Raw genomic sequence first — 20,754 nt, 5'->3', positions numbered from 1 at the left:
CACCTACGGAGTGCCTTCCCGCTTTGTGAACATGGACCCTAGACAAGTCACATTTTCTCAAACAGGACAGGCACTTCCGTGCATTACAGGTCGTGTCAACAGCCTATTTCACGAAACGTCGAGGTTAGCCGCAAAATGCACAGCGCTGATGTACGCTGTGCAACACGCGAGCCGGATGCTCCTCCGGCCGAAGCCTCCGAAGAAGGTGTGATGAACCACGCCTTCCGGAGGTTTTCATGGCGGTGTCCCCGCTTTCACCCGCAGAACGCACGACCCAAGCACAAATCGCAGCACACGAATCCTGGGCGCGCACCCCTGATCGCTCGGCACGAACTGCTAACGCACGCAAAGCGATGCTCAGCAAGTTCGAGAAGCAGGTCGACCCAGATGGCACCCTAGCCCCGGCTGAACGAGCCCGCCGAGCCGAGCATGCCCGTAAAGCGCACTTCAAGCGTCTCGCGCTCAAGTCTGCTCAAGCTCGTCGGCGTCGAGGCGGCGCGGCATGAACGAAAGAAGCCGCCTCGCGGGCAACGAAGCGGCTCCCATCAAGTCCACGGCGGCGGACTCTCGTCAGCATAGCGGTGTCGCAGCTTGGCAGCGGCGACACGCTGCGCGCCAACGCGTGTCACCCCTCGACTGCGGCTGCCGCGATCCGTGGCCCTGCCGCTGCACCGAGCCCCCGCTGTCCGAAGCGCGGATAGACGCCGGCCGCGACGCAGCGATTTACCTCCTCAATTCCGGAATGGTTCCACTCGTAGAAATCGAAGTGCTGCAGGCACTTTGGCGACGCGGAGGAGTCGAGCGGGAACTCGCAGAAGCGCTGTTCGCCGCAACAGGCGGTCAGATCGCGTGATCGACGCAACGACCGAAGCGGGCGCAAAGGCGGCGATTCAACGACTCAAGACGCCGGCACCCGGACCCGGCATCACCGTGCCGGCAGAACCCGCCGGCACGACGACAGAACCGGACACCGCAATCACCGGCGCTGAGTTCATCCTCGACCAACCCAGCGACGTCCCGGCGATCTGGGGCCAAGGACGACAAGTCATGTGGGCTGAGGGCGAAGCACTCATGATCGCCGGCGGCCAGGGCCTCGGCAAGACCACCCTCGCCGGTCTACTCCTCCGAGCTCTTCTCGGTATCGGTGACGGCAAGGTGCTTGGTCTGCCCGTCGCCGATACCGGTTGCCGCGTGCTGTATCTCGCGATGGACAGACCGAGTCAGGCATCTCGTTCAATGGCACGTCAGTTCGCCGAAGCCGACCGGGCCGTCCTCGCACGGCGGGTGAAGTTCTGGAAAGGGCCGCCGCCGCGCGATCTGGCCGCCAACCCGACCCTGCTGGCACGGATGGCCGAACATTACAACGCCGGTGTCGTCATCGTCGACAGCCTCAAGGATGCCGCCGTCAGGCTTTCCGAGGATGCCGTTGGTGCGCAATGGAACCGAGCGAGACAGCATCTCCTGCAGCAAGGCCGCCAACTGTTGGAACTGCACCACACAGTGAAGCGGGGCCCGCAGGGCGCACCTGTTGCCGGCGTAGCCGACATCTACGGCAGCACGTGGCTGACGTCCGGGTGCGGCTCGATTGTGCTGCTCTCCGGCGAACCAGGGGACCCGATCGTGAAGTTCAAACACGTTAAGCAACCGGCGGAGGAGGTCGGCCCATATCGACTGCTGCACGACCAGGCCGCCGGGGAGTTCAGCATCGAGCACAGCGTCGATCTCGTCGAGTTGGTGAGGGCAACCGGGGTCGAGGGGCTGACAGCGCGGGAGGCCGCCGTTGCGGTTGCAGAGAAGCCGCAACCGGGCCGAGCCGACGTCGAGAAGGCTCGTCGCCGGCTCGATCAGATGACCGCCGCTGGAGTGTTGGTGCGGGTCGACGGTCGCGCTGGCGGCGGAGACGGACGCCGGGGGGGCGCCGGCGGGCGGCAGTCAACAGCGTGGTTCTTGGCCGCCGAAGAACAATCACGCGAAGTCACGGAATCGGATAAAACCGCTGGTCAGAACAATCACGGCCTTTTCGACCTTGAGAACAATCACGCATCAATCACGCCAATCACGCGAAACGCAAAACCGCAGGTAGGTCAATCACGGGCTCGATCACGCCAATCACGCGCCTACCAATCACGCAACCCACCACCCCTTTAGGGGTGGGTTGCAGATGGTCAAGGAGCAAACAACGAACAGGAGGCAGGCCATGGCTGCCCAGGCAGACCAATGCAGCGCAGACGGATGCGGGAAGCCGATCTACTCGCGAGGCGTGTGCTGTGGACACTACAAGCGGCGACTCAAGGGGCGGCCGCGCGGCGCTGTTCGGAAACGTCCTGGCCCCGCAGCCGATGATCCGTACTCGAGCACGCAGACGTCGCTACCCGAGCTCCTGGCCGCACTGGCCGCAGCGGTCGCCTCGTTGCCTGGCGCGCGCTGCCGGAACCGTTGGGAGCTGTTTGACGCAACGATCGTCGCCGAGCGCGGCGGCGACGGCGTGGAGAGACGCGACTACGCACGGGCCGCTGCCGCCCAGCTCTGCAATCGGTGCCCGGCCCTCACCGCGTGCCGCGACTGGCTCGAAAGGCTGCCAGCCAACGAACGACCGTCCGGCGTGGTCGCCGGCCGCGTCACTGCATAGGTGGGTTGAGATCGCCCGCGGCAGACCACCGCGACCCGCCGAAGTGGGCTCGCACTTCTCTGCACAGATCGACCAAATGGCGGCAACCCGAGCCGCCCGTTCCGCCACAGAAAGGAATCACCCATGACCACCGCCCATCTGCGCGCGATCGACCAACAGCGCGCCGCCCGCGTAGCCCTCGCCTTCGAGGACGGCGACGTCGTGCGCGCCAACCGCGTCCTGGTCGACGCAAACGAAGACGACTCGGTGCACATGCTGGTCGCTGCGCTGGTGTCGCAGCTGCTGATCGCGCTCGCCGCGCCGGAACTCACCGACGCCCAGATCCGTGATCTGCTGGAGCGCACCATCCTCGACGCCCAGATGGCCGGCGACGATGAGTAACCCGACCAGCGACGACGACTTGCGCCGCGCGGTGCGGCTGGTCGTCGCGATCCGCGAATCCGACATGCAGGTGCAGAAGATGGTTGCCGGTGAGGTCGAGCGGCTCGGCCGATGGCGTGAGCTCGCGCTGGCGAGCGCGATCGTGGCCCGCACGGTGCTGCTGCAGATCGACGAGGAACCCCGCGACGAGGGCGCGCTGACGATGTGGCTACACGCAGCGATCGAGCAGCTGATCGACGGCGGCGCATGGTGGCTCGACGATGACGACACCGACTGACCCCGGCGAGCCCGCCCCGCCCGAGCCCGCCGCCGCCGAGCCGCCACGGGTCCGCGTGCCCATCCGGCGCGGCCTTAGCGTCTACGACAGCGACGAATACGCCGACGTGGCACGAGAGAACGCCCAGCAGTGGGACGCACGCCTGTGGCACGACAGGCCGCCGCGGTGACCCGCTGTTGTCGATGCCCGGTGCTACGGTGGCTCTCGGAGAGTCAGCCAGCACGGCGGCCGGGCCCGAATTGCGCCCCCGCCAGCCAGCCCGCAAGACGATCCAGCGATCACCGCCAGCGCCCGGCGCGGCCATGATTCGTTGTCGATCCCTCCAATCCCGTTGTCCGAAAGGACATTCCATGCAACGTAAATCCGTTGCGTTGTCGATCAAATCGGCTGACGACGAGTCCGGCACATTCACCGGCCTGGCGTCAGTGTTCGACAACGTTGACGCTCACGGCGACATCGTGCGCCGGGGCGCGTTCACCAAGTCCCTTGCCGGCGGGCAACCGATCCCGCTGCTGTGGGAGCACGGCGCATCCGATCCACGCAATTACGTCGGCGACGTCCTCACCGCGGCCGAGACCGCCGAGGGCCTGGCGATCACCGGCAAGTTCGACCTCGACACCGACCACGGCGCAGCCGCATACCGCAACGTCAAGGGCCGACGCGTCGGCGGGCTGAGCATCGGCTACCGCGTCAACAACAGCACCAAGACCGCCGCCGGCACCGAGCTCACCGACCTCGAACTCATCGAGATCTCGGTCGTCGCTCGCGGCGCCAACGACCGCGCCCTTATCAGCGCGGTCAAGTCAGCCGCCCGGCCAACCGCACCGATCCGCGCGGCGCTGGTCCGCGCGAATGTCAAGCGCTACCACGACACCCCGAAGGACGTACCACCCATGTTCGAGAACCGGATCACCACCCTGACCAAGGATCGCGACAGCCAGCTTGCGCTGATCAAGCAGCTGATCGACACCGCCGACGAGTTGCAGCGCGACCTCACCGCCGACGAGGCCGCACAGGTCGAGGAGGCCACCGAAAAGGCCAAGAGCATCGACGCGGCGATCGACAAGGCCAAGCAGGACATGGCGATCGTTGCCGAGGCCCGCAAGACCGCCGACATTCTCGGCAGTCTCGACGACATGGCGCGCGGCGCCAACGGCGAAGACACCGGCGGGCACTTGGCGCTGACCGGCAAGCACGCGAAGGCGATGGCTCAGCGTGTCATCAAGGCGATGCCGCGCGATGCGACCGGAACCAAGGCGCTGGCCGCCGGCCAGCAGACCACCTCGACGATCCTGCAGGCCGAGGTCGTCGAGACCGGCCGGCCCGCGGTGTCGGTGCTCGACGTGTTGCCGACACGCGCGGTCACGCCGAGCTATTCGTTCCTGCGGCAGTCGGCGCGCACCCTCAACGCCGCCCCGGTCGCGGCCGGCGGAACCAAGCCGACCTCGACGGTGTCGGTCGTCGCGGTCGAGAACCGGCTCCGCGTCGTCGCGCACGTCTCCGAAGCCATCGACCACTACCTGCTCGGTGACAACGTCAACCTGGAGCGCTTCGTTCAGGACGAGCTCGTCTACGGCCTGCGCACGGCCGTCGAGGCGCAGATCCTGTCCGGCTCCGGTACAGGCGAGAACATGACCGGCATCCTCAACACCTCCGGTGTCGTGGTCCAGACGTTCGCCACCAACGCGCTGACGACCGTCCGCAAGGCCATCACCACCCTGGAATCCAACGGCTACACCCCGGGTGTGATCGTGCTCCACGCGGCCGACTGGGAAGCCATCGAGTTGCTTTCGGCGACGTCGGGCGCCACCGACGTGCGCGGCGTGCCGATCGACCCCGTGGCCCGCCGGCTGTGGGGCGTGCCCGTGGTGCTCAACCAGGGCCTCGGTGACGACACCGGCCTCGTCATCGGTGACGGCGCGGTGACCGTCGACCACGACGGCCAGGTCGAGGTGAAGTGGTCTGACGCCGTCTCCGACGACTTCGTCAAGAACCAGGTCCGATGCCGCGTCGAGGGCCGGTTCGGTGTCTCGGTGAACCAGCCCGCCGCCGTGGTCAAGGTCGAGACCGCGGCCGCATAGGACGTGGTGCGGCGGGTGTTCGACCCGGGGCCTCGGAACCCCGTCCAGCGCGCACCCGCCGCACCCACCCCGAGAAAGAGCAAGCGATGCCGAATGCACAGCAGAACTACCGCAAGTACGTCGAAGACCAGCGCAGAATCCAGGAGAGCTTCAAGCGATGGATCGAGCGAGAGAACAAGCGACGAGCGCAGATCTGGGGCCAGTTCTACCTCGACATGGGCAAGTGGACCGAGCGCTACAACAAATGGATCCTCGGCCAAGGTCCGCACCCCGGTAGCCGCCCGGCGCCGCCGCGGATACCGATGCCCCGGGGATAGGCGCCCAGGGCCGACCCGGTCGGCCCACCCGCATGGGGTAAGGGGTTCGAATCCCCAAAGCCCCCACGACCCCGGCCCCGCTCCGGCGGTGAGAGGCCTCTCCCCCCGACCGAAATGCGAAAAGTGAGGTCCGCGATTGTGGCTGATCAGCAGCGGTTGACGCGCTCGGAGCGCGAACAGCGCGACGATAGGGTGATGAAGCTGTTTCTGGCCGGTCTGTCGTATCGGGAGATCGGCGCGGCGGTCGGTCTGCGGTCGGTGTCGGGTGTGCATCGCATCGTGAAGCGGGAGCTGGCGGCCGGCGCGTCCCGCCGGGATCTGCTGACCGACGAGACGTTCGCGATCTGGCAGGAACGCACAGAGTCGTTGTTGCGGGCGCACTGGGAGCAAGCGATCGCGGGTGACCACCGCTCCGCGGAGTTGTGTCGCAAGCTGCTTGCTCAGCAGGCGCGCATCTACAACGTCGGGGTGGACACGAACCCCCTGCCGGTGCCTACTGCGGCGGTGCCGGCCGACGAAGTCGACGGCGGGCCCGACGAGCTGTCGAAGCTCCGGGCCCGCCGATCGAACCTGACATAGCAGAGAGACCCGTGCCCGCGCGGGCCGCAGTCTTGATCTGTGGAGCATCCGAAAGTCCGGTCCTGGGAGTGCGGCCCAGACGCGGGTTAGCCCTGTTCAGACTGTAGGTACAGTGGAGTTGCCTGTTCGATGCGCCGACGTGACATCGATTCGCTAGGGTTCTGCGCTAGTGGGGAGACATGACAAGGACGTCAGGGAGCTGATCGAGACAGTTCGTCAACACGGGTGGACCGAGGTGACCGGGAAGCGTTATCACAAATTCCGGTGTCCCTGCGGCCAGCACATGAAGACGATCCACATCTCGCCTAGCGACCCGAACTACGTCAAGAACACGGCCATGTGGTTTCGTCGGCAGTCGTGCTGGAAAGAAGGTGAGGAGTGATGAATAGCTACTACATCGAGTTTCGATTCGGCATGGGACCGCAGGAGGACCGCGTCGGTTTCGAGTCTCACCTCGACGACGTTGCTGATGCCTTCGCTGACATCCCGGACGTCGACGGAGATGTTGGTGCGGACCTAGATGCTGGTCGCGTTGACGTGTGCGTAACGGTGAATGCCGAAAGTCGCGCAGATGCGATCGCGAAGGCTCTTGCTGCCGCCAGAACGGCGATTCATACCGCAGGTGGGCATACGCCGGGGTGGGACGGCATGCTTGGCAAGCTACTCGATAACGACGAGTTTGCGCTGACCTCGGCGCCGAGTGACTGGGCGGGTCGCGCGGTCAGCTGCTGAGAGAGGGCTAGCAGGAAAAAAGAACGACCACGGCCGTACCGGCCGGGGTCGCCCTATTCGGTGGGGTCAGACCTGCACCTCGGCCAGGCGCTCTAGCTCATCGGCCGCCTCGACGAGCGTGGCGGCCAGCTGGCGCACCTGCTCAGCGGTCATGTCGTCGCGATCCTCGGCATGGACACTCAGCGACCAGCGGACAGCACCGTCTCGGGTCTGAACCCCCGTCCGATAGACCGCGGCATCGAAACCATCGATTGACCGCGATGGCCCGTGGAGGAGGCGCGTCCACTTACCGGTGCTGTCCTCGCTCCAGTGCTCTGCTGACTCCGCACCGGCTGGCATCGGTATGCCGATCATGGCATCGGCGAGGTTCTGCTGCGCCTCCCACCGTGCTTCGGTGAGGAAACCCCGCGCAATGTCATCCACGGTCTCGCTCGGATTGCGCCCGGAGGCGATGGAGTTGAGGGCCAGGCGCTCGTGATGCTCGAATCGCCGCACCTGCTCGGGCGTGAGCTGGTCTGCGAGGTCGCGCCAGGTGGTCGCGTTGTCGTCGTGAGTAGTGGTCATCGTGGCTCCTTGTCAGTCAAAGGGCTGTGTCAGTCGAAGATATTCGCGACCATAACGCTCGATGCCGACAAGCGTTGTCCCTGTTGGGTACAACGCATATTCGGCCCTAGTCCGCGACTACCTGGACTGAGCCCCCGCAAGTCCTGCGCAAGAATTAATTAAGGGCCCTTTCCTAGCGTCGCCGGGGTGAGAGCACCGCAGACGATGCAGGACCCACAGGGTCAGAGCAGGGCTACGACAACCAACGCGGCGGTGCCCAAGGTGCCGCCCGCCATCGTTCTCGCCGCGGTCACCCGGCTACGCGGTGCGCTGGACCGGTTGCACAAGGCGATGGTGCCGCCCCACATCGCGCTCCTCGAGCTCGGCGTGGGGTCGTGGTTCACCGCGGCGCTGTACGCCGCGGTACGACTCGGTATCGCGGATCAACTGGCCGACGGCCCAGCCGACGCCGACGCTGTCGCCGCGAAGGCCGGAACCGATCCGCGGGCCACCTACCGGTTGATGCGCGCACTGGCGAGCCGGGGGGTGCTCAAGTCACGTCGCGATGGCACGTTCGCGCTGACCCGGATGGGGCGCACCCTCACGACCGACCATCCGGAGTCGATGGCCCCGATGGTCGCTTTCGTGGGCAGCCGCCAGCACTGGCAGCACTGGAGCGAGCTGAGCCATTCGGTGCAGACCGGCCGCACCGCGGTCGAAAAGCTGCGTGGCAGCATGATTTTCGACTACCTCGACACTGATCCCGAGTTCGCCAGACTGTTCAACGACGCCATGACCGGCGGATCCCGGGCCGTCACCGACAATGCGATTCCGGCCTACGATTTCCGGGGCCGCAGTTTGATCGTCGACGTCGGCGGCGGTGAGGGCGGGTTCCTCGCGGCCATTCTGCGCCGGGCGCCGCAGGCCCGGGGCATCGTGTTCGACCGTCCGTCGGTGGTGGCCGGCGCCGGCGCGGTGCTGGGCCCGGCCGGTGTGCAGAACCGGTGCCGGGCACAGGGCGGCTCGTTCTTCGACGCCGTCCCAGACGGCGGCGACACCTACGTGCTGAAGGCGATCATCCACGACTGGGACGACCGGGAAGCGTTGTCCATCTTGCGCAACGTGCGCTCGGCCATCGCCGACGGCGGCCGAGTGCTGCTGTTTGAGATGGTGCTGCCCGATCGCACGGACGCCCATCTGGGTTTCCTGGTTGACCTGGAGATGCTCGTCAGCGCGGGAGGCCGCGAACGCACCGCGTCGGAATATTCAAAGCTGTTGGCGGAAGCGGGCTTCGGCATGACCCGCGTGATACCCACCGCCAGCCCGCTCTCGATCGTGGAGGCGGTCCCGATCTGACGGCGCAACGGGCGATGGGTGATGGCCGACTGGTGACGGTCAGTCGGTGGGTTCGCCGCCGCCGGCGCCACCGTGACCACCGGCACCGCCCTGGCCGCCCTTACTGCCCGCCGGGCCGGTGCCGATGCGACCGTCCGATCCGGCGGAACCTGAAGCCCCGTCGCCTGCCGTTCCCCCGGCGCCACCGTAGCCGCCAGTACCGCCGGCGCCGGCCGTACCGGTCTTCCCCTCTGAGCCGTCGGCCCCGGACGAGCCCGCCTCGCTGCCTGAGCCGCCCTTGCCGCCGACACCTCCTGCTCCGCCGGCTCCGCCGGCACCGCCGTCACCGCCACGGCCGCCGGCCCCACCGGCCCCGGGGCGGACCCGCCCGCTGCCGGAATCGGACACGTCGGCGCCGCCCGAGCCGCCCGCGCCGCCCGCGCCGCCGGTGGCGCCGTTGCCGCCCGTCCCGCCGTTGCCTGCCGCACCGCCCGCGCCGCCGTTGCCGGTCAGTGAGCCGCTGCGTCCACCTGCGCCGCCGTTGCCGCCCGTAGTACCGGCAGCACCGGCAGCCCCGGCGCCACCCGCCCCTCCGGCGCCGCCGGCGCCACCGAGTCCGACGGCCTGTCCGATGTCGACGGAGCCGCCCGCCCCGCCGTCTCCGCCCCTGGCTCCGACACCGCCGGTGCCGCCGTTGCCACCGCGCCCTCCGAAGGCGGCGGCGAACGGCGTGGATTCCTGCGCCAACCCCGCATCACCGCCGTTGCCACCGACGCCGCCGCCGGCCCCGTCGCCACCGTCGCCGCCCGATCCGCTGATCGTGTACTGGTGGGGCCCGGCCAGGAACCCCGTGGCGCCCTGGCCCTGACCGCCGTGGCCACCGGAATGGTTGGTGCCGGCGGCGCCGTCCCTGCCGCGTCCACCGGATGCGCCGGTGATGGCGGTGTCCACGACGGCATTGGTCGACGGAAAGCCGGTCGAGCCGAGGAAGTTCGGGCTGCCGGTCGCCGCCCTGCCGGCCGGCGATGGGTTCACCCCGTCGAGTCCGGCGCCACCCGCACCGCCGTTACCGCCGGCGCCGCCGTCGCCGTGCAGCCGGCCGGCGTTGCCCCCAGCGCCACCGTGGCCACCGGCGACGCCCGGTCGGCCGTCGGCACCATGCCCACCGTCACCGCCGTTGCCTGTGGAAGCGAAGATTCCGGCGTGGCCGCCGTCGCCGCCGTTCTGGCCCGGAAGATAGCCGTCGCCCCCGCGGCCGCCGTTTCCGCCAAACAAACCAGCGTTGCCACCTTTGCCGCCGCGTGCACCGTTCCCACCGTCGCCCCAGAGCAGACCGCCGTTGGCGCCGTTGCACGCCGAGCCCTGACAATCCGCGGCGGCATCGATGCCGTCGCCGATCAGCCAGCCACCGGAACCGATCATCGGCCTGGCAGTGACCGCCGGGGTAAGTGCTGCGACCGGTCGATCCCGCTTCGTCGATCCAGCGGTGCCGAACAGCCAAACCTCTTGGGGTACAGGATGAATAGGGACCAGCAAGGAATCGAACGACGCCAGTTGCACGACCCGCTCCGGCGTCGGTGACGGGTCCGGTTGCATGCCTGCCACCAGGCCCATGCCGATCACCGCAACACCGCCGGCGCCCACGGCCAGCCAGTACCGAGCACCGGCCGAGGCGCACTGCGTGCCGGCCACGTCGATTGATTCCACTGCTCTGCTTCGGCCATTTGCCACGCGTGTCCCCCCGAATGTTTGTCTATGTCAATTAGCTGAAATCTAGCATGGCAAATCAACGGAACGGTCAATTGACGGCACCGCGGTCGCTTCGGGCGAAGCGCAAGAGGGGGCAAGACGGAGCCGTCGGAACTCACAGGAGAGGCCGGAACGGGCCGTACCGTCAGAACGGACCGCACGTTCACAAGAGGATCGCCGTCAGCGCTTGCGGTCGCGCACCTTGTAGGTCGAGGGCCATGACTCGCGGGTCTCGTCGCCGACAAGCGGCACACCTTTGGATCCGATGCGGACGTCATAAGCCTCCTTGCCCGCACCGGCCTCCCGGTTGGCGTGCTCGGTGGCCAGATAGATCAGCTGATCGATCTCGGCCTCGGCGAATGCGACGAACGTGGTCTTACGCACGATCTCATCCTCCGGCGGCGTCATGCGGTCCGGCAGGATCCGCGTCAACAGCGCCGCCACACCCAGCAGCGAGAACGGCACGACCCAGTAGCAGATGAACGACAGCGGGGTCCTGGTGTCGAGGATGGTCGCGTCGCCCTGGACCAGGGGCGGGATGGCCGACGACACCGTCATGCCACCGAAGGCCGCGACCCACACCCACGTCAGCACCGAGGTGATCCGGGCGAACGGTTCGCTCTCGACCACCTGCTTGGGCTGGCCGACCACTGCGAAGTCCCGGATAAAGGGCCGCCCGATCAGCACACCCACCAGCGCCACCAGGAAGATGCCGGCGTTGCTCAACGGCTGCAACCACCGCTCCATGAATGCCTGGCTCGTCGCGAATGTCAGCACAGTCAACACCAGAAACGTTGCGAGAGCGCCAATTTCAAGCGTGCGCCCAGGTGAGCCGGTCACTCGGGCGATGATGAACGCCGCCACCGCGACCACCAGTGCGATCAACACCGCGGCGACGAACGGCACGTTGCCCACGAGAACCCAGTAAACGATCCACGGTGCAAAGCCAAAGATGATGCCCACGGGCAGGAGTGTATTGAGTCACGTTCTGGCTTACGCGGGCACCGTGTCACTTTTGGCTTACTTTGTCACGGTGACCACGCGCATGAACATCTCGTCGGACTCGCCGCTCGAAGCCCGGGTGGGCTACTCACGGGCGGTGCGGATCGGTCCGCACATCGCGGTCGCGGGTACCACCGCGTCCGGTCCCGATGCGGCGGCGCAGACGGGGAAGGTGCTGCGACGCATCGAGACCGCCCTGGCAGAGGCCGGCGCGTCGTTGTCTGACGTAGTGCGAACCCGGATCTACGTCACCGACATCGCCTCGTGGGCACAGATCGGCGCCGTGCATGCCGAGGTGTTCGGCGAGATCCGGCCTGCATTGACAATGGTGGAGGTGGCGGCTCTGATCTCACCGGAGCTGACGGTCGAGATCGAGGCCGACGCCTACCTCCCCGGCTGAATGCCGATCAATCGTCCAGCGGTGGGAACCGGCCATCCGGACCCGGGCGATACTCAGTGATGCTAATCACACTCTCCGTCGGCAGCGGACCGTACAAATGTGGGAACACCATGCCATCGGGATCGGTTGGTATCCCAGGTTCCCAGCGGACAGGAGAGACCAGGCGTGCGGCATCGATGCGCAGCAACACCAGATCGGCCCGTCCGGCGAAGAGCCGGTTGGCCGGTAGGTGCACCTGGGCGGGACTCGACAGATGGACGAAGCCGTTCGCGTCGAGCGACTCCGGTGAATGCACGCCCACACGTTTCGCCCTTTCCCACTCCGCGGCACTGCACAGGTGCACGAGGACCTGCCCGCGCGGTGCCGGGTTCATCTGGCCGCCTTTCCACCGTGGTAACGCAACAAGTCGTGAGACACGACACACCTGTAAACCCCCGGGGAACAAGGCCGGAACCCCAGACGTCTGACAGAGTAGAAGTACGTCGCTACCACCCTATGGAGGTGCCATGACCGCAACGCTGACCAGTCCTGGATTGACCAAGGCTGACCGCTGCGACCGTTGTGGGGCCGCGGCCCGCGTGCGGGCGAAGCTTCCGTCGGGTGCCGAGCTGTTGTTCTGCCAGCATCACGCCAACGAGCACGAGGCAAAGTTGATCGAGCTCGCGGCGGTGCTGGAAGTGAGCCCGCTGGAGCCGTAGCAGCGAATCGGCAATGCTGGTCTGGTCATGAGTGACCAGACAGAGCGGCCGGACGCGCGGCCCGCACCACAGGCGGAGCCACGACGGGTCAAACCCGAACGGGCCAGACCTCAACGCCACCACATCCGGCACATCACACTCCGGACACTCGGCAAAAGCTGGGACGATTCGATTTTCTCGGAATCGGCTCAAGCTGCCTTCTGGTGTGCGCTGTCGTTGCCGCCCCTGCTGCTCGGCATGCTCGGCAGCCTTGCCTACATCGCGCCGTTGTTCGGCCCGGACACACTCGGGACCATTGAGAGCCAGCTGATCACTGTCGCGGGAAAGTTCTTCTCCCCGAACGTCGTCAGCGAGATCATCGAGCCGACGGTGCGGGACATCGTTCGCGGTGCCCGCGGCGAGGTGGTGTCTCTCGGTTTCGTGATCTCGCTGTGGGCGGGGTCCTCGGCCATCTCGGCATTCGTCGACTCCGTGACCGAGGCACACGATCAGACACCGCTTCGCCACCCGGTCCGGCAGCGGTTCTATGCGCTCGGGCTCTACGTGGTGATGCTCGTCGGCGCCATCGTCACCGCGCCGTTCTTGGCGTTGGGTCCGCGCAAGGTTGCCGAGTTCATCCCGGACAGCTGGGACGACGCGCTGCGTTTCGCCTACTTCCCGGTGCTGTTTCTCGCGTTGGTGGTGTCGGTGAACCTGCTCTACCGCGTGTCCCTGCCCAAACCGTTGCCGTCACACCGCTTGCTGCTGGGCTCAATCCTGGCCACGACCGTGTTCCTGATCGCCACCTGGGGGCTGCGGGTGTACTTGACGTGGATCACCAGCACTGGATACACCTACGGCGCGCTGGCCACCCCGATCGCTTTCCTGCTGTTCGCATTCTTCCTCGGCTTCGCGATCATGCTCGGCGCAGAACTGAACGCCGCGATCGAAGAGGAATTCCCTGCACCGCAGACCCACGCCAATCGTGTGCGGGGCTGGTTGGGCGCCAAGGCGGAAAGCCGCAACGGTGGCGCGGCGCCGGCCGCCGGATCCCGCGCGGCAGACGCTCGCGGGATCAACGGACCGCGCTCGGGCGCCGACACCCCGGCGGCCGACGGCGACGTGGCTACTTCTTGAGCTGCTCGTAGATCCGCTTGCAGTCGGGGCACACCGGCGAACCGGGCTTGGCTGAGCGGGTCACCGGGAACACTTCGCCGCACAATGCCACGACATGGGTTCCCATCACCGCGCTCTCGGCGATCTTGTCCTTCTTGACGTAGTGGAAGAACTTCGGAGTGTCGTCGTCTGTCCCGTCGTCGACGCGTTCGTCGGCATCGGTGCGTTCGATCGTCTGGGTGTCCATGTCATTCATTCTGCCTGGCCATCAATCGGTAATAAACGCGATGGGTATACCTGGGCCCGAATGTGGAACAGTGGAGGTATGAACGCCGGATTGAGCACCGTGATCCCGTGCGTGACTCGGAGCTGAGTTTCGACGACGAAGGCCGCCCGGTTCTGATCACCCGGGCCGCCCCCGCCTTCGAAGAACAACATCGCCAGCGTGTGCGCAAGTATCTGACGCTGATGTCCTTTCGTATCCCCGCCCTCGTTCTGGCCGCGGTGGCCTACGGCGTCTGGCAGAACGGTCTGCTCTCTCTGGCCATCGTGGTGGCCTCGATTCCGCTGCCGTGGATGGCCGTGCTGATCGCCAATGACCGGCCTCCACGCAAGGCCGAGGAGCCGCGGCGCTATGACGTCCGGCAGCGGATCCCCTTGTTCCCCACCGCCGAACGACCGGCAATCGAGGATGCGGCCGGGCACGCGTCGCAACATGAGGCCGGCGATACGCGCGGCGACGTTCCCGGCTGAGCGCTTTCTGGCGTCTTTCTCAGCACATTCTCAGGTCAAGCGCTAATAGCCGCTGATCAGAAGGTGTGAAGCACAGAAAGTGCGGGAACTCTTTGCGGGCTTGGGGCGTTGTAGCTCATGAAAGTTCCACCCAATCAGGAGGCCGCCATGGCAAATGCCACCACCAGCCGCATCGACCAGGATCTGGACGCTCAGAGCCCAGCCGCCGACTTGGTGCGGGTTTACCTGAACGGCATCGGCAAGACTGCGTTGCTCAACGCCGCCGATGAGGTGGAGCTGGCCAAGCGGATCGAGGCGGGCTTGTACGCGCAGCACCTGCTCGACACTCGTAAGCGCCTGGGCGAGAACCGCAAACGCGATCTGGCGGCCGTCGTGCGTGACGGAGAGGCAGCGCGCCGTCATCTCCTCGAGGCGAACCTGCGATTGGTGGTGTCGCTGGCCAAGCGCTACACCGGCCGCGGCATGCCGCTGCTCGACCTGATCCAGGAGGGCAACCTCGGGCTCATCCGCGCGATGGAGAAGTTCGACTATGCCAAGGGATTCAAGTTCTCCACCTACGCCACTTGGTGGATCCGGCAGGCGATCACGCGCGGCATGGCCGACCAGAGCCGCACCATCCGCCTGCCCGTCCACCTCGTCGAGCAGGTCAACAAGCTGGCCCGGATCAAGCGTGAGATGCACCAGAATCTCGGCCGCGAAGCCACCGACGAGGAACTGGCCGCCGAATCTGGCATCCCGGTCGAGAAGATCACCGACCTGCTGGAGCACAGCCGCGACCCGGTGAGCCTCGACATGCCCGTCGGCAGCGACGAGGAGGCGCCGCTCGGCGACTTCATCGAGGATGCCGAGGCGATGTCGGCTGAGAACGCCGTCATCTCCGAGCTGCTGCACACCGACATCCGCTATGTGCTGGCCACCCTCGACGAGCGTGAGCAGCAGGTGATCCGGCTGCGGTTCGGCCTCGACGACGGTCAACCGCGCACTTTGGATCAAATCGGCAAGCTGTTCGGACTGTCGCGCGAGCGGGTGCGGCAGATCGAGCGTGAGGTGATGGCCAAACTGCGCAACGGTGAGCGAGCCGACCGCCTGCGCTCGTACGCCAGCTGACCCCGCGGCCGCTTCCTCGAACCACACCCCCGCGAAGGCCCGTCGGAGATTCCGGCGGGCCTTCTGCATGCCCCGTGCACGTGTGGCCCGTGTCGCTCGGGGAAGAACCGCTTCCGGCCGGTAGGGCCGGTAGACTCGCTCTGAACGGAGGGTGTGCGATGAACGACCTGGTTGATACCACCGAGATGTATCTGCGGACGATCTATGACCTCGAGGAAGAGGGCGTGATACCTCTGCGCGCGCGCATCGCTGAGCGTCTCGATCAGAGCGGCCCCACCGTGAGCCAGACTGTGTCCCGCATGGAGCGCGACGGGCTGCTGCACGTCGCGGGTGACCGCCACCTGGAGTTGACCGAGAAGGGCCGCGCCCTCGCGGTCGCCGTGATGCGCAAGCACCGCCTGGCCGAGCGTCTCCTGGTCGATGTGATCGGCCTGCCCTGGGAGGAAGTCCACGCCGAGGCGTGCCGCTGGGAGCACGTGATGAGCGTGGACGTCGAGCGGCGTCTTGTTCAGGTGCTCAACAACCCCACCACTTCTCCGTTCGGCAACCCGATCCCCGGACTGTCGGAGCTCGGCGTCGGCGACGAGATCAACGAGAGCTTCGCCCTGGTGCGGCTCACCGAGCTGCCCGCCGGCATGCCGGTGGCCGTGGTCGTGCGACAGCTGACCGAACACGTTCAAGGCGACGCCGACCTGATTGCCCGCCTCAAGGACGCCGGTGTCGTCCCGAACGCCCGCGTGACGGTCGAGGTCAAGGACCACGGCGGCGTCATGATCGTCATTCCCGGTCACGAGCAGGTCGAACTGCCGCACGAGATGGCACACGCCGTCAAGGTGGAGAAGGTCTGACCAAGAGCGGCCTCGCGTACTACCTAGCCGGCCCTGCGACCGGACGACCGCCGCGGCGGCAGCCGCACGCCGAGCTGCTTCGCCAACCGGTAACCCGTCTGGGCGAGTTCCCGAATCTGTTCAGGCCGCATCCCCGACTGCAGTGCCTGATCCAGCATGCCCGCCATCCTGTGCGCCGGATCGGCCCGCAGTGCCTGGTCGAGCGAGATACCGGCCAGCGGACCGTCACCGCGTGCGTACGCCGAGAAGGCGAGCAGCACCAGGGCTTCGACCCGCCACGGCTCGGGAAGGCACCGTGCGAGCTCGGCCCACAGCGCCTCGGCGGCGCCGGCGCCGGCGCCGACCGCCAGCGCGTAGAGCGTGTCCCGCACCCGGGTGTCGGTGAGCGCCCACGCCAACCGCACCTTGTCTGCGTCGGCAAGCCGACCATCACCCTTGATCTGCTCAGCGCACGCCAACGCGTGCTCGATGTCACCGCGGGCCTCCGCCCCCGGCCGGGATGGCTCCGGCGCGCCGGCGAGTTCGATTGCGCGGCCGAGGGTCGCGGCGCGTGCGGGGTCTGCCGTGGCGACCACGGCGACCAGTTCCTCGCGGCGCCGATAGAGGCGGCGCCCGTCGAGCACCGCGGCCACGGCTGTCGGTGACGCAGTCGGGTCCTCGACAACACCAGAGTTGCCGCAGCCGTCCGCGCAGTACCACCGCGCACCCGCGGCGATCTCGGAGACGACGTGGGTGGCGATCAAATCGACACCATGGAAGTCGAGCTCACTCCCGAGTTCCTCGGACAGCGTGCGGTACCCCTCGGCGCACATCGGGCAGCACGCGCCCTCCGCGTCGACGATCACCGCCACCGCTGCGTCGGCACCCGAGGACGCCGCCAGCTCGGCCAACCGATACAGCTGGTCGGGCGGTCGCTCCCCCAGGTCGGCGCGGAGGACGGCGCCCAAATCGCCGCCGCTGATGGTGGTCAGAACGAGCGATTTCACGGGGATGAAGCCGAGGACGGCAGGCAGTGCCGCGATGAGGGCACCGGGACGGTCGAGCGAGGGATCGGGGCGAGGTGTTGAGGCCATGTGGCCAACCTCGCAACCGGCCCCGACGCCGATCGGGCGAAGACGTCCCGGCGGCACGCAACTGTGGATGAAATCGGATCTGGGGATGAATCGCGCTTAAGGGCAGCCGTCGTCGAACGGAGCGGACACCTCGTCTCCGGGCCCCCCGGCCTGCGCGCGTGCCACGAGCTCCGCGAGTCGCTGGTCGAAGGGCGGAGAGAACGACACCTCGTCGGCGCATCCACCGCCGTCCAGACCACCGATCAGACCGGTCACCGTCCCCCCGGAGATCCAGGGGGCGCCGGAGAAACCGTTGACCACCCCATCGCAGTGCAGGGTCGGGAAACCTTGCCGTTCCGGCACGGCCGGGGCCCGGCAGACCTGCGGACCACCGGCACCCGACGGATACCCGATGACCGTCACCTCCTTCCCCGGGCCGGGTGCTGCCCCGACGTCCAGTCCGTCGCCTGCCACCGACGCCAGCGGCACGCCGTCGTCGCGGCTGACCCGTGCGACCGCGTAGTCCGCGGCGGGGTCACGGCCGTCCAACCAACGGGTGTCGAAGAAGACCGCGTCGATCTGCCACCCGTCGCGCGCAGTGGGGCCCGCGCCGTAGCCCGGGACGAAAACCGCGTCGTCACCATCGGACAAGCAGTGCGCCGCGGTCAGGATCAGATCACCGGCGGGTGACCTCAGCACTGAACCCGTGCACGTGTGCAACTCCGAACCGTCGACGAACACCGCTCCCACCCGCGGATCCGGCGACACCGGTCCCGCCGACGGCCGTACGCCGGTGGACGGCCGGTACTCCGGGGCCGAGCATGAGGTGAGCAGCACCGCTGCCGCGACCACCAGCGCGGACTTCACGTCGACCATTCCTCCGATCTTCCCTCACAGGGACGTCACCGGCGTTTCCGCGACCCACACCCGGGGTAGATCGCCGGGCACCGTGCCGGAATGTCACGTCGGCGTGTTCGCGCTCGAACAAATGGGTGACGTCACGTGGCCCCGCGCGGCGGCGCCGGACACGTGCGAGACACTTGGTGTTCACGGTTCACCCGCATCACCCGTTGTGGTCACCGAGGCGAGGAGGCGAGGCAGATGGCTGACGATGAGCACGACCCCGGCCAGCAGTATCAGCCGGAGCAGACCGGCATGTACGAGCTCGAGTTCCCGTCCCCGCAGCTGTCCTCACCCGACGGTCGCGGTCCGGTGCTGATCCATGCGCTGGAAGGGTTTTCAGATGCCGGGCATGCGATCAGATTGTCTGTCCAGCACCTCAAGGACACGCTCGACACCGAACTGGTGGCGTCGTTCGCCATCGACGAACTGCTCGACTACCGGTCCCGCCGCCCGCTGATGACGTTCAAGACCGACCACTTCGCCCATTACGACGAGCCGGAACTGAATTTGTACGCGCTACACGACAGCGTCGGGACCCCGTTCCTGCTGCTCGCGGGTCTGGAACCCGATCTGCGCTGGGAACGGTTCATCACCGCGGTGCGACTGCTGTCCGAGCGACTCGGGGTGCGCAGGGTGATCGGACTGGGCTCCATCCCGATGGCGGTTCCGCACACCCGTCCGATGACGCTGACCGCGCACTCCAACGACAAGGAACTGATCGGCGAGCATCAGCCGTGGGTGGGCGAGGTCCAAGTGCCCGGAAGTGCCTCCAACCTGTTGGAGTACCGGATGGCCCAGCACGGCTACGAGGTGGTCGGGTTCACGGTGCACGTCCCGCACTACCTGGCACAGACCGACTATCCGTCGGCGGCCGAGACCCTGATCTCCGAAGTGGCAAGGAACGGCTTGCTGCAGATTCCCACCGCGAAGCTGACCCAGGCCGCCGCGGAGGTGTTCGACAAGATCAACGAGCAGGTCGCCGCGAGCGCCGAGGTCGCTCAAGTGGTGGAGGCCCTGGAGCGACAGTACGATGCCTTCGTCGCCGCTCAGGAGAACCGGTCCCTCTTGGCGCGGGACGAGGATCTGCCGAGCGGGGAGGAACTCGGTGCCGAGTTCGAGCGGTTCCTCGCTGAACAGGCCGGTGAGAAGAAGCGGAAGGACAGGGACGACCCGCGGGAGGGCCTGTAATTCCGCCTGCTGCCAGCCGTCCCGACAACGAAGTGGGCTACATGACCGACCGCAAGCCCCACCTGCGCCCGGTGCGTGAGATCACCCCGACGCTGAAGTTCTGCACGATCCACGGCTACCGGCGGGCCTTTCGAGTAGCCGGTTCCGGACCGGCGATCCTGTTGATCCACGGTATCGGCGACAACTCCACCACATGGAGCACCGTGCAGACCCAACTGGCGCAACGGTTCACCGTGATCGCCCCCGATCTCCTGGGGCACGGCAAGTCGGACAAGCCACGGGCCGACTATTCGGTCGCGGCCTATGCCAACGGCATGCGCGACCTGCTCTCCGTGCTCGACATCGACAGCGTCACGGTGATCGGGCACTCCCTCGGCGGCGGGGTGGCGATGCAGTTCGCCTACCAGTTTCCGCAGTTGGTCAACCGTCTGATACTGGTCGGCGCCGGCGGCGTGACCAAAGACGTCAACATCGCGCTGCGCATCGCCTCGATGCCGATGGGCAGCGAAGCGCTGTCCCTGTTACGTCTTCCGCTGGCGCTGCCCGTGCTCCAGGCGCTGGGCCGCGTCAGCGGGACGGTACTCGGATCCACGGGGGTGGGGCGCGACATTCCCCACATGCTGCGCATCCTGGCCGACCTGCCCGAACCGACCGGCTCATCGGCCTTCGCCCGCACGCTGAGGGCGGTGGTGGACTGGCGCGGCCAGGTGGTCACGATGCTCGACCGCTGTTATCTGACGCAATCGGTTCCCGTGCAATTGATCTGGGGTGACCTCGATGCCGTCATCCCCGTCAGTCACGCGGAGCTGGCGCACGCCGCCATGCCGGGTTCCCGGCTCGAGATCTTCCGCGGCTCAGGCCACTTCCCGTTTCACGACGACCCGGACCGCTTCGTCGAGCTCGTCGAGAAGTTCATCGACACCACCGAACCGGCCGTGTACGACCAGGAGTATCTGCGCAGCCTGCTCCGCACCGGCGTCGAGGAGGGCACCATCTCCGGCCCGGTCGACACCCGGGTAGCGGTGCTCGACGCGATGGGTGGCGACGAACGCTCGGCAACCTGACCGGTCGGCGTCGCCGAGCAC

General features: G+C 67.1%; 24 protein-coding genes. 17 read left to right on the top strand and 7 right to left on the bottom strand.

Going from position 1 to position 20,754, the window contains the following annotated elements:
* Nucleotides 1-849 precede the first annotated feature (849 nt).
* The 8 genes from ACTWP6_RS17740 (at nt 850) to ACTWP6_RS17705 (ending at nt 6,996) form a co-directional block, all read left to right on the top strand.
* Entirely contained in the window at nt 850-2,148 is a 1,299-nt protein-coding gene (locus ACTWP6_RS17740; RefSeq protein ID WP_443188394.1) for an AAA family ATPase, read from the top strand.
* 604 nt (nt 2,149-2,752) lie between these two features.
* Entirely contained in the window at nt 2,753-3,010 is a 258-nt protein-coding gene (locus ACTWP6_RS17735; protein ID WP_443188393.1) for a hypothetical protein, read from the top strand.
* A complete protein-coding gene (locus ACTWP6_RS17730; protein WP_443188392.1) occupies nt 3,003-3,287 on the top strand; it encodes a hypothetical protein in 285 nt (94 codons plus the stop codon). The genes ACTWP6_RS17735 and ACTWP6_RS17730 overlap by 8 nt, the downstream gene beginning before the upstream one ends.
* Nucleotides 3,271-3,456: a hypothetical protein gene (locus ACTWP6_RS17725; RefSeq protein ID WP_443188391.1), complete on the top strand. Its 186-nt coding sequence runs from the start codon at nt 3,271-3,273 to the stop codon at nt 3,454-3,456. Before ACTWP6_RS17730 ends, ACTWP6_RS17725 begins: the two co-directional genes overlap by 17 nt.
* Nucleotides 3,457-3,637: 181 nt before the next feature.
* On the top strand, nt 3,638-5,368 hold the full coding sequence (locus tag ACTWP6_RS17720) for a phage major capsid protein (RefSeq protein ID WP_443188390.1): 1,731 nt from the start codon (nt 3,638-3,640) through the stop codon (nt 5,366-5,368).
* 86 nt (nt 5,369-5,454) lie between these two features.
* Nucleotides 5,455-5,685: a hypothetical protein gene (locus ACTWP6_RS17715; RefSeq protein WP_443188389.1), complete on the top strand. Its 231-nt coding sequence runs from the start codon at nt 5,455-5,457 to the stop codon at nt 5,683-5,685.
* A gap of 195 nt (nt 5,686-5,880) precedes the next feature.
* Entirely contained in the window at nt 5,881-6,264 is a 384-nt protein-coding gene (locus ACTWP6_RS17710; RefSeq protein WP_443188388.1) for a hypothetical protein, read from the top strand.
* Between the two features lie 381 nt (nt 6,265-6,645).
* On the top strand, nt 6,646-6,996 hold the full coding sequence (locus tag ACTWP6_RS17705) for a hypothetical protein (protein WP_443188387.1): 351 nt from the start codon (nt 6,646-6,648) through the stop codon (nt 6,994-6,996).
* A 66-nt stretch (nt 6,997-7,062) separates the two neighbouring features.
* Here ACTWP6_RS17705 and ACTWP6_RS17700 read toward each other — a convergent pair whose 3' ends face one another.
* Nucleotides 7,063-7,560, bottom strand: coding sequence for a hypothetical protein (locus ACTWP6_RS17700; protein WP_443188386.1), 498 nt, complete (start codon nt 7,558-7,560; stop codon nt 7,063-7,065).
* A 204-nt stretch (nt 7,561-7,764) separates the two neighbouring features.
* Here ACTWP6_RS17700 and ACTWP6_RS17695 point away from each other — a divergent pair, with 204 nt between their 5' ends.
* The gene (locus ACTWP6_RS17695) at nt 7,765-8,895 is read left to right on the top strand and encodes a methyltransferase (protein ID WP_443188401.1); all 1,131 of its coding nucleotides are present in this window, start codon (nt 7,765-7,767) and stop codon (nt 8,893-8,895) included.
* A gap of 39 nt (nt 8,896-8,934) precedes the next feature.
* Here the strand turns inward: ACTWP6_RS17695 and ACTWP6_RS17690 are convergent, their stop codons facing one another.
* Nucleotides 8,935-10,581: a hypothetical protein gene (locus tag ACTWP6_RS17690; RefSeq protein WP_443188385.1), complete on the bottom strand. Its 1,647-nt coding sequence runs from the start codon at nt 10,579-10,581 to the stop codon at nt 8,935-8,937.
* Between the two features lie 222 nt (nt 10,582-10,803).
* Nucleotides 10,804-11,586, bottom strand: coding sequence for a hypothetical protein (locus ACTWP6_RS17685; protein ID WP_260751758.1), 783 nt, complete (start codon nt 11,584-11,586; stop codon nt 10,804-10,806).
* Between the two features lie 82 nt (nt 11,587-11,668).
* On the opposite strand from ACTWP6_RS17685, the gene ACTWP6_RS17680 reads away from it, so the two are divergent.
* The gene (locus tag ACTWP6_RS17680) at nt 11,669-12,025 is read left to right on the top strand and encodes a RidA family protein (RefSeq protein ID WP_443188400.1); all 357 of its coding nucleotides are present in this window, start codon (nt 11,669-11,671) and stop codon (nt 12,023-12,025) included.
* A 7-nt stretch (nt 12,026-12,032) separates the two neighbouring features.
* Here ACTWP6_RS17680 and ACTWP6_RS17675 read toward each other — a convergent pair whose 3' ends face one another.
* Nucleotides 12,033-12,398, bottom strand: a complete 366-nt coding sequence (locus ACTWP6_RS17675; protein WP_260751757.1) for a DUF952 domain-containing protein — start codon at nt 12,396-12,398, stop codon at nt 12,033-12,035.
* 133 nt (nt 12,399-12,531) lie between these two features.
* On the opposite strand from ACTWP6_RS17675, the gene ACTWP6_RS17670 reads away from it, so the two are divergent.
* On the top strand, nt 12,532-12,723 hold the full coding sequence (locus ACTWP6_RS17670; RefSeq protein ID WP_067960391.1) for a DUF7455 domain-containing protein: 192 nt from the start codon (nt 12,532-12,534) through the stop codon (nt 12,721-12,723).
* Between the two features lie 27 nt (nt 12,724-12,750).
* Complete coding sequence (locus tag ACTWP6_RS17665) at nt 12,751-13,839, top strand: YihY/virulence factor BrkB family protein (RefSeq protein ID WP_443188384.1); 1,089 nt, start codon at nt 12,751-12,753, stop codon at nt 13,837-13,839.
* Here the strand turns inward: ACTWP6_RS17665 and ACTWP6_RS17660 are convergent.
* The gene (locus ACTWP6_RS17660; protein ID WP_443188383.1) at nt 13,829-14,065 is read right to left on the bottom strand and encodes a DUF3039 domain-containing protein; all 237 of its coding nucleotides are present in this window, start codon (nt 14,063-14,065) and stop codon (nt 13,829-13,831) included. The genes ACTWP6_RS17665 and ACTWP6_RS17660 overlap by 11 nt on opposite strands.
* An 89-nt stretch (nt 14,066-14,154) precedes the next feature.
* Between ACTWP6_RS17660 and ACTWP6_RS17655 the strand changes: the two genes are divergently transcribed.
* The 3 genes from ACTWP6_RS17655 to ACTWP6_RS17645 all read left to right on the top strand — a co-directional run bounded on the left by ACTWP6_RS17655 (nt 14,155) and on the right by ACTWP6_RS17645 (nt 16,526).
* Nucleotides 14,155-14,571, top strand: a complete 417-nt coding sequence (locus ACTWP6_RS17655) for a DUF3099 domain-containing protein (RefSeq protein ID WP_443188399.1) — start codon at nt 14,155-14,157, stop codon at nt 14,569-14,571.
* Nucleotides 14,572-14,718: 147 nt separating this feature from the next.
* Nucleotides 14,719-15,678: a sigma-70 family RNA polymerase sigma factor SigB gene (gene sigB / locus ACTWP6_RS17650; protein WP_036368877.1), complete on the top strand. Its 960-nt coding sequence runs from the start codon at nt 14,719-14,721 to the stop codon at nt 15,676-15,678.
* Between the two features lie 158 nt (nt 15,679-15,836).
* Nucleotides 15,837-16,526 (top strand): metal-dependent transcriptional regulator, encoded by a 690-nt coding sequence (locus ACTWP6_RS17645; protein WP_260751748.1) that lies wholly within the window; start codon nt 15,837-15,839, stop codon nt 16,524-16,526.
* A 23-nt stretch (nt 16,527-16,549) separates the two neighbouring features.
* Here the strand turns inward: ACTWP6_RS17645 and ACTWP6_RS17640 are convergent, their stop codons facing one another.
* Together ACTWP6_RS17640 and ACTWP6_RS17635 are read right to left on the bottom strand one after the other, a co-directional pair.
* A complete protein-coding gene (locus ACTWP6_RS17640) occupies nt 16,550-17,599 on the bottom strand; it encodes a DUF4192 domain-containing protein (RefSeq protein WP_260751746.1) in 1,050 nt (349 codons plus the stop codon).
* A gap of 96 nt (nt 17,600-17,695) precedes the next feature.
* Complete coding sequence (locus ACTWP6_RS17635) at nt 17,696-18,454, bottom strand: trypsin-like serine peptidase (RefSeq protein WP_260751745.1); 759 nt, start codon at nt 18,452-18,454, stop codon at nt 17,696-17,698.
* 225 nt (nt 18,455-18,679) lie between these two features.
* Between ACTWP6_RS17635 and ACTWP6_RS17630 the strand changes: the two genes are divergently transcribed.
* Together ACTWP6_RS17630 and ACTWP6_RS17625 are read left to right on the top strand one after the other, a co-directional pair.
* Complete coding sequence (locus ACTWP6_RS17630; protein ID WP_260751744.1) at nt 18,680-19,669, top strand: proteasome assembly chaperone family protein; 990 nt, start codon at nt 18,680-18,682, stop codon at nt 19,667-19,669.
* A 41-nt stretch (nt 19,670-19,710) separates the two neighbouring features.
* Nucleotides 19,711-20,733 carry an alpha/beta fold hydrolase gene (locus ACTWP6_RS17625; protein ID WP_443188382.1) on the top strand — a complete coding sequence of 341 codons (1,023 nt, stop codon included), beginning with the start codon at nt 19,711-19,713 and terminating at the stop codon, nt 20,731-20,733.
* Nucleotides 20,734-20,754 lie beyond the last annotated feature (21 nt).

It is taken from the genome of Mycobacterium sp. 4D054, from assembly GCF_052245755.1.
Lineage (GTDB): Bacteria > Actinomycetota > Actinomycetes > Mycobacteriales > Mycobacteriaceae > Mycobacterium.
This window is presented reverse-complemented; position numbering and strand designations above follow the sequence as displayed.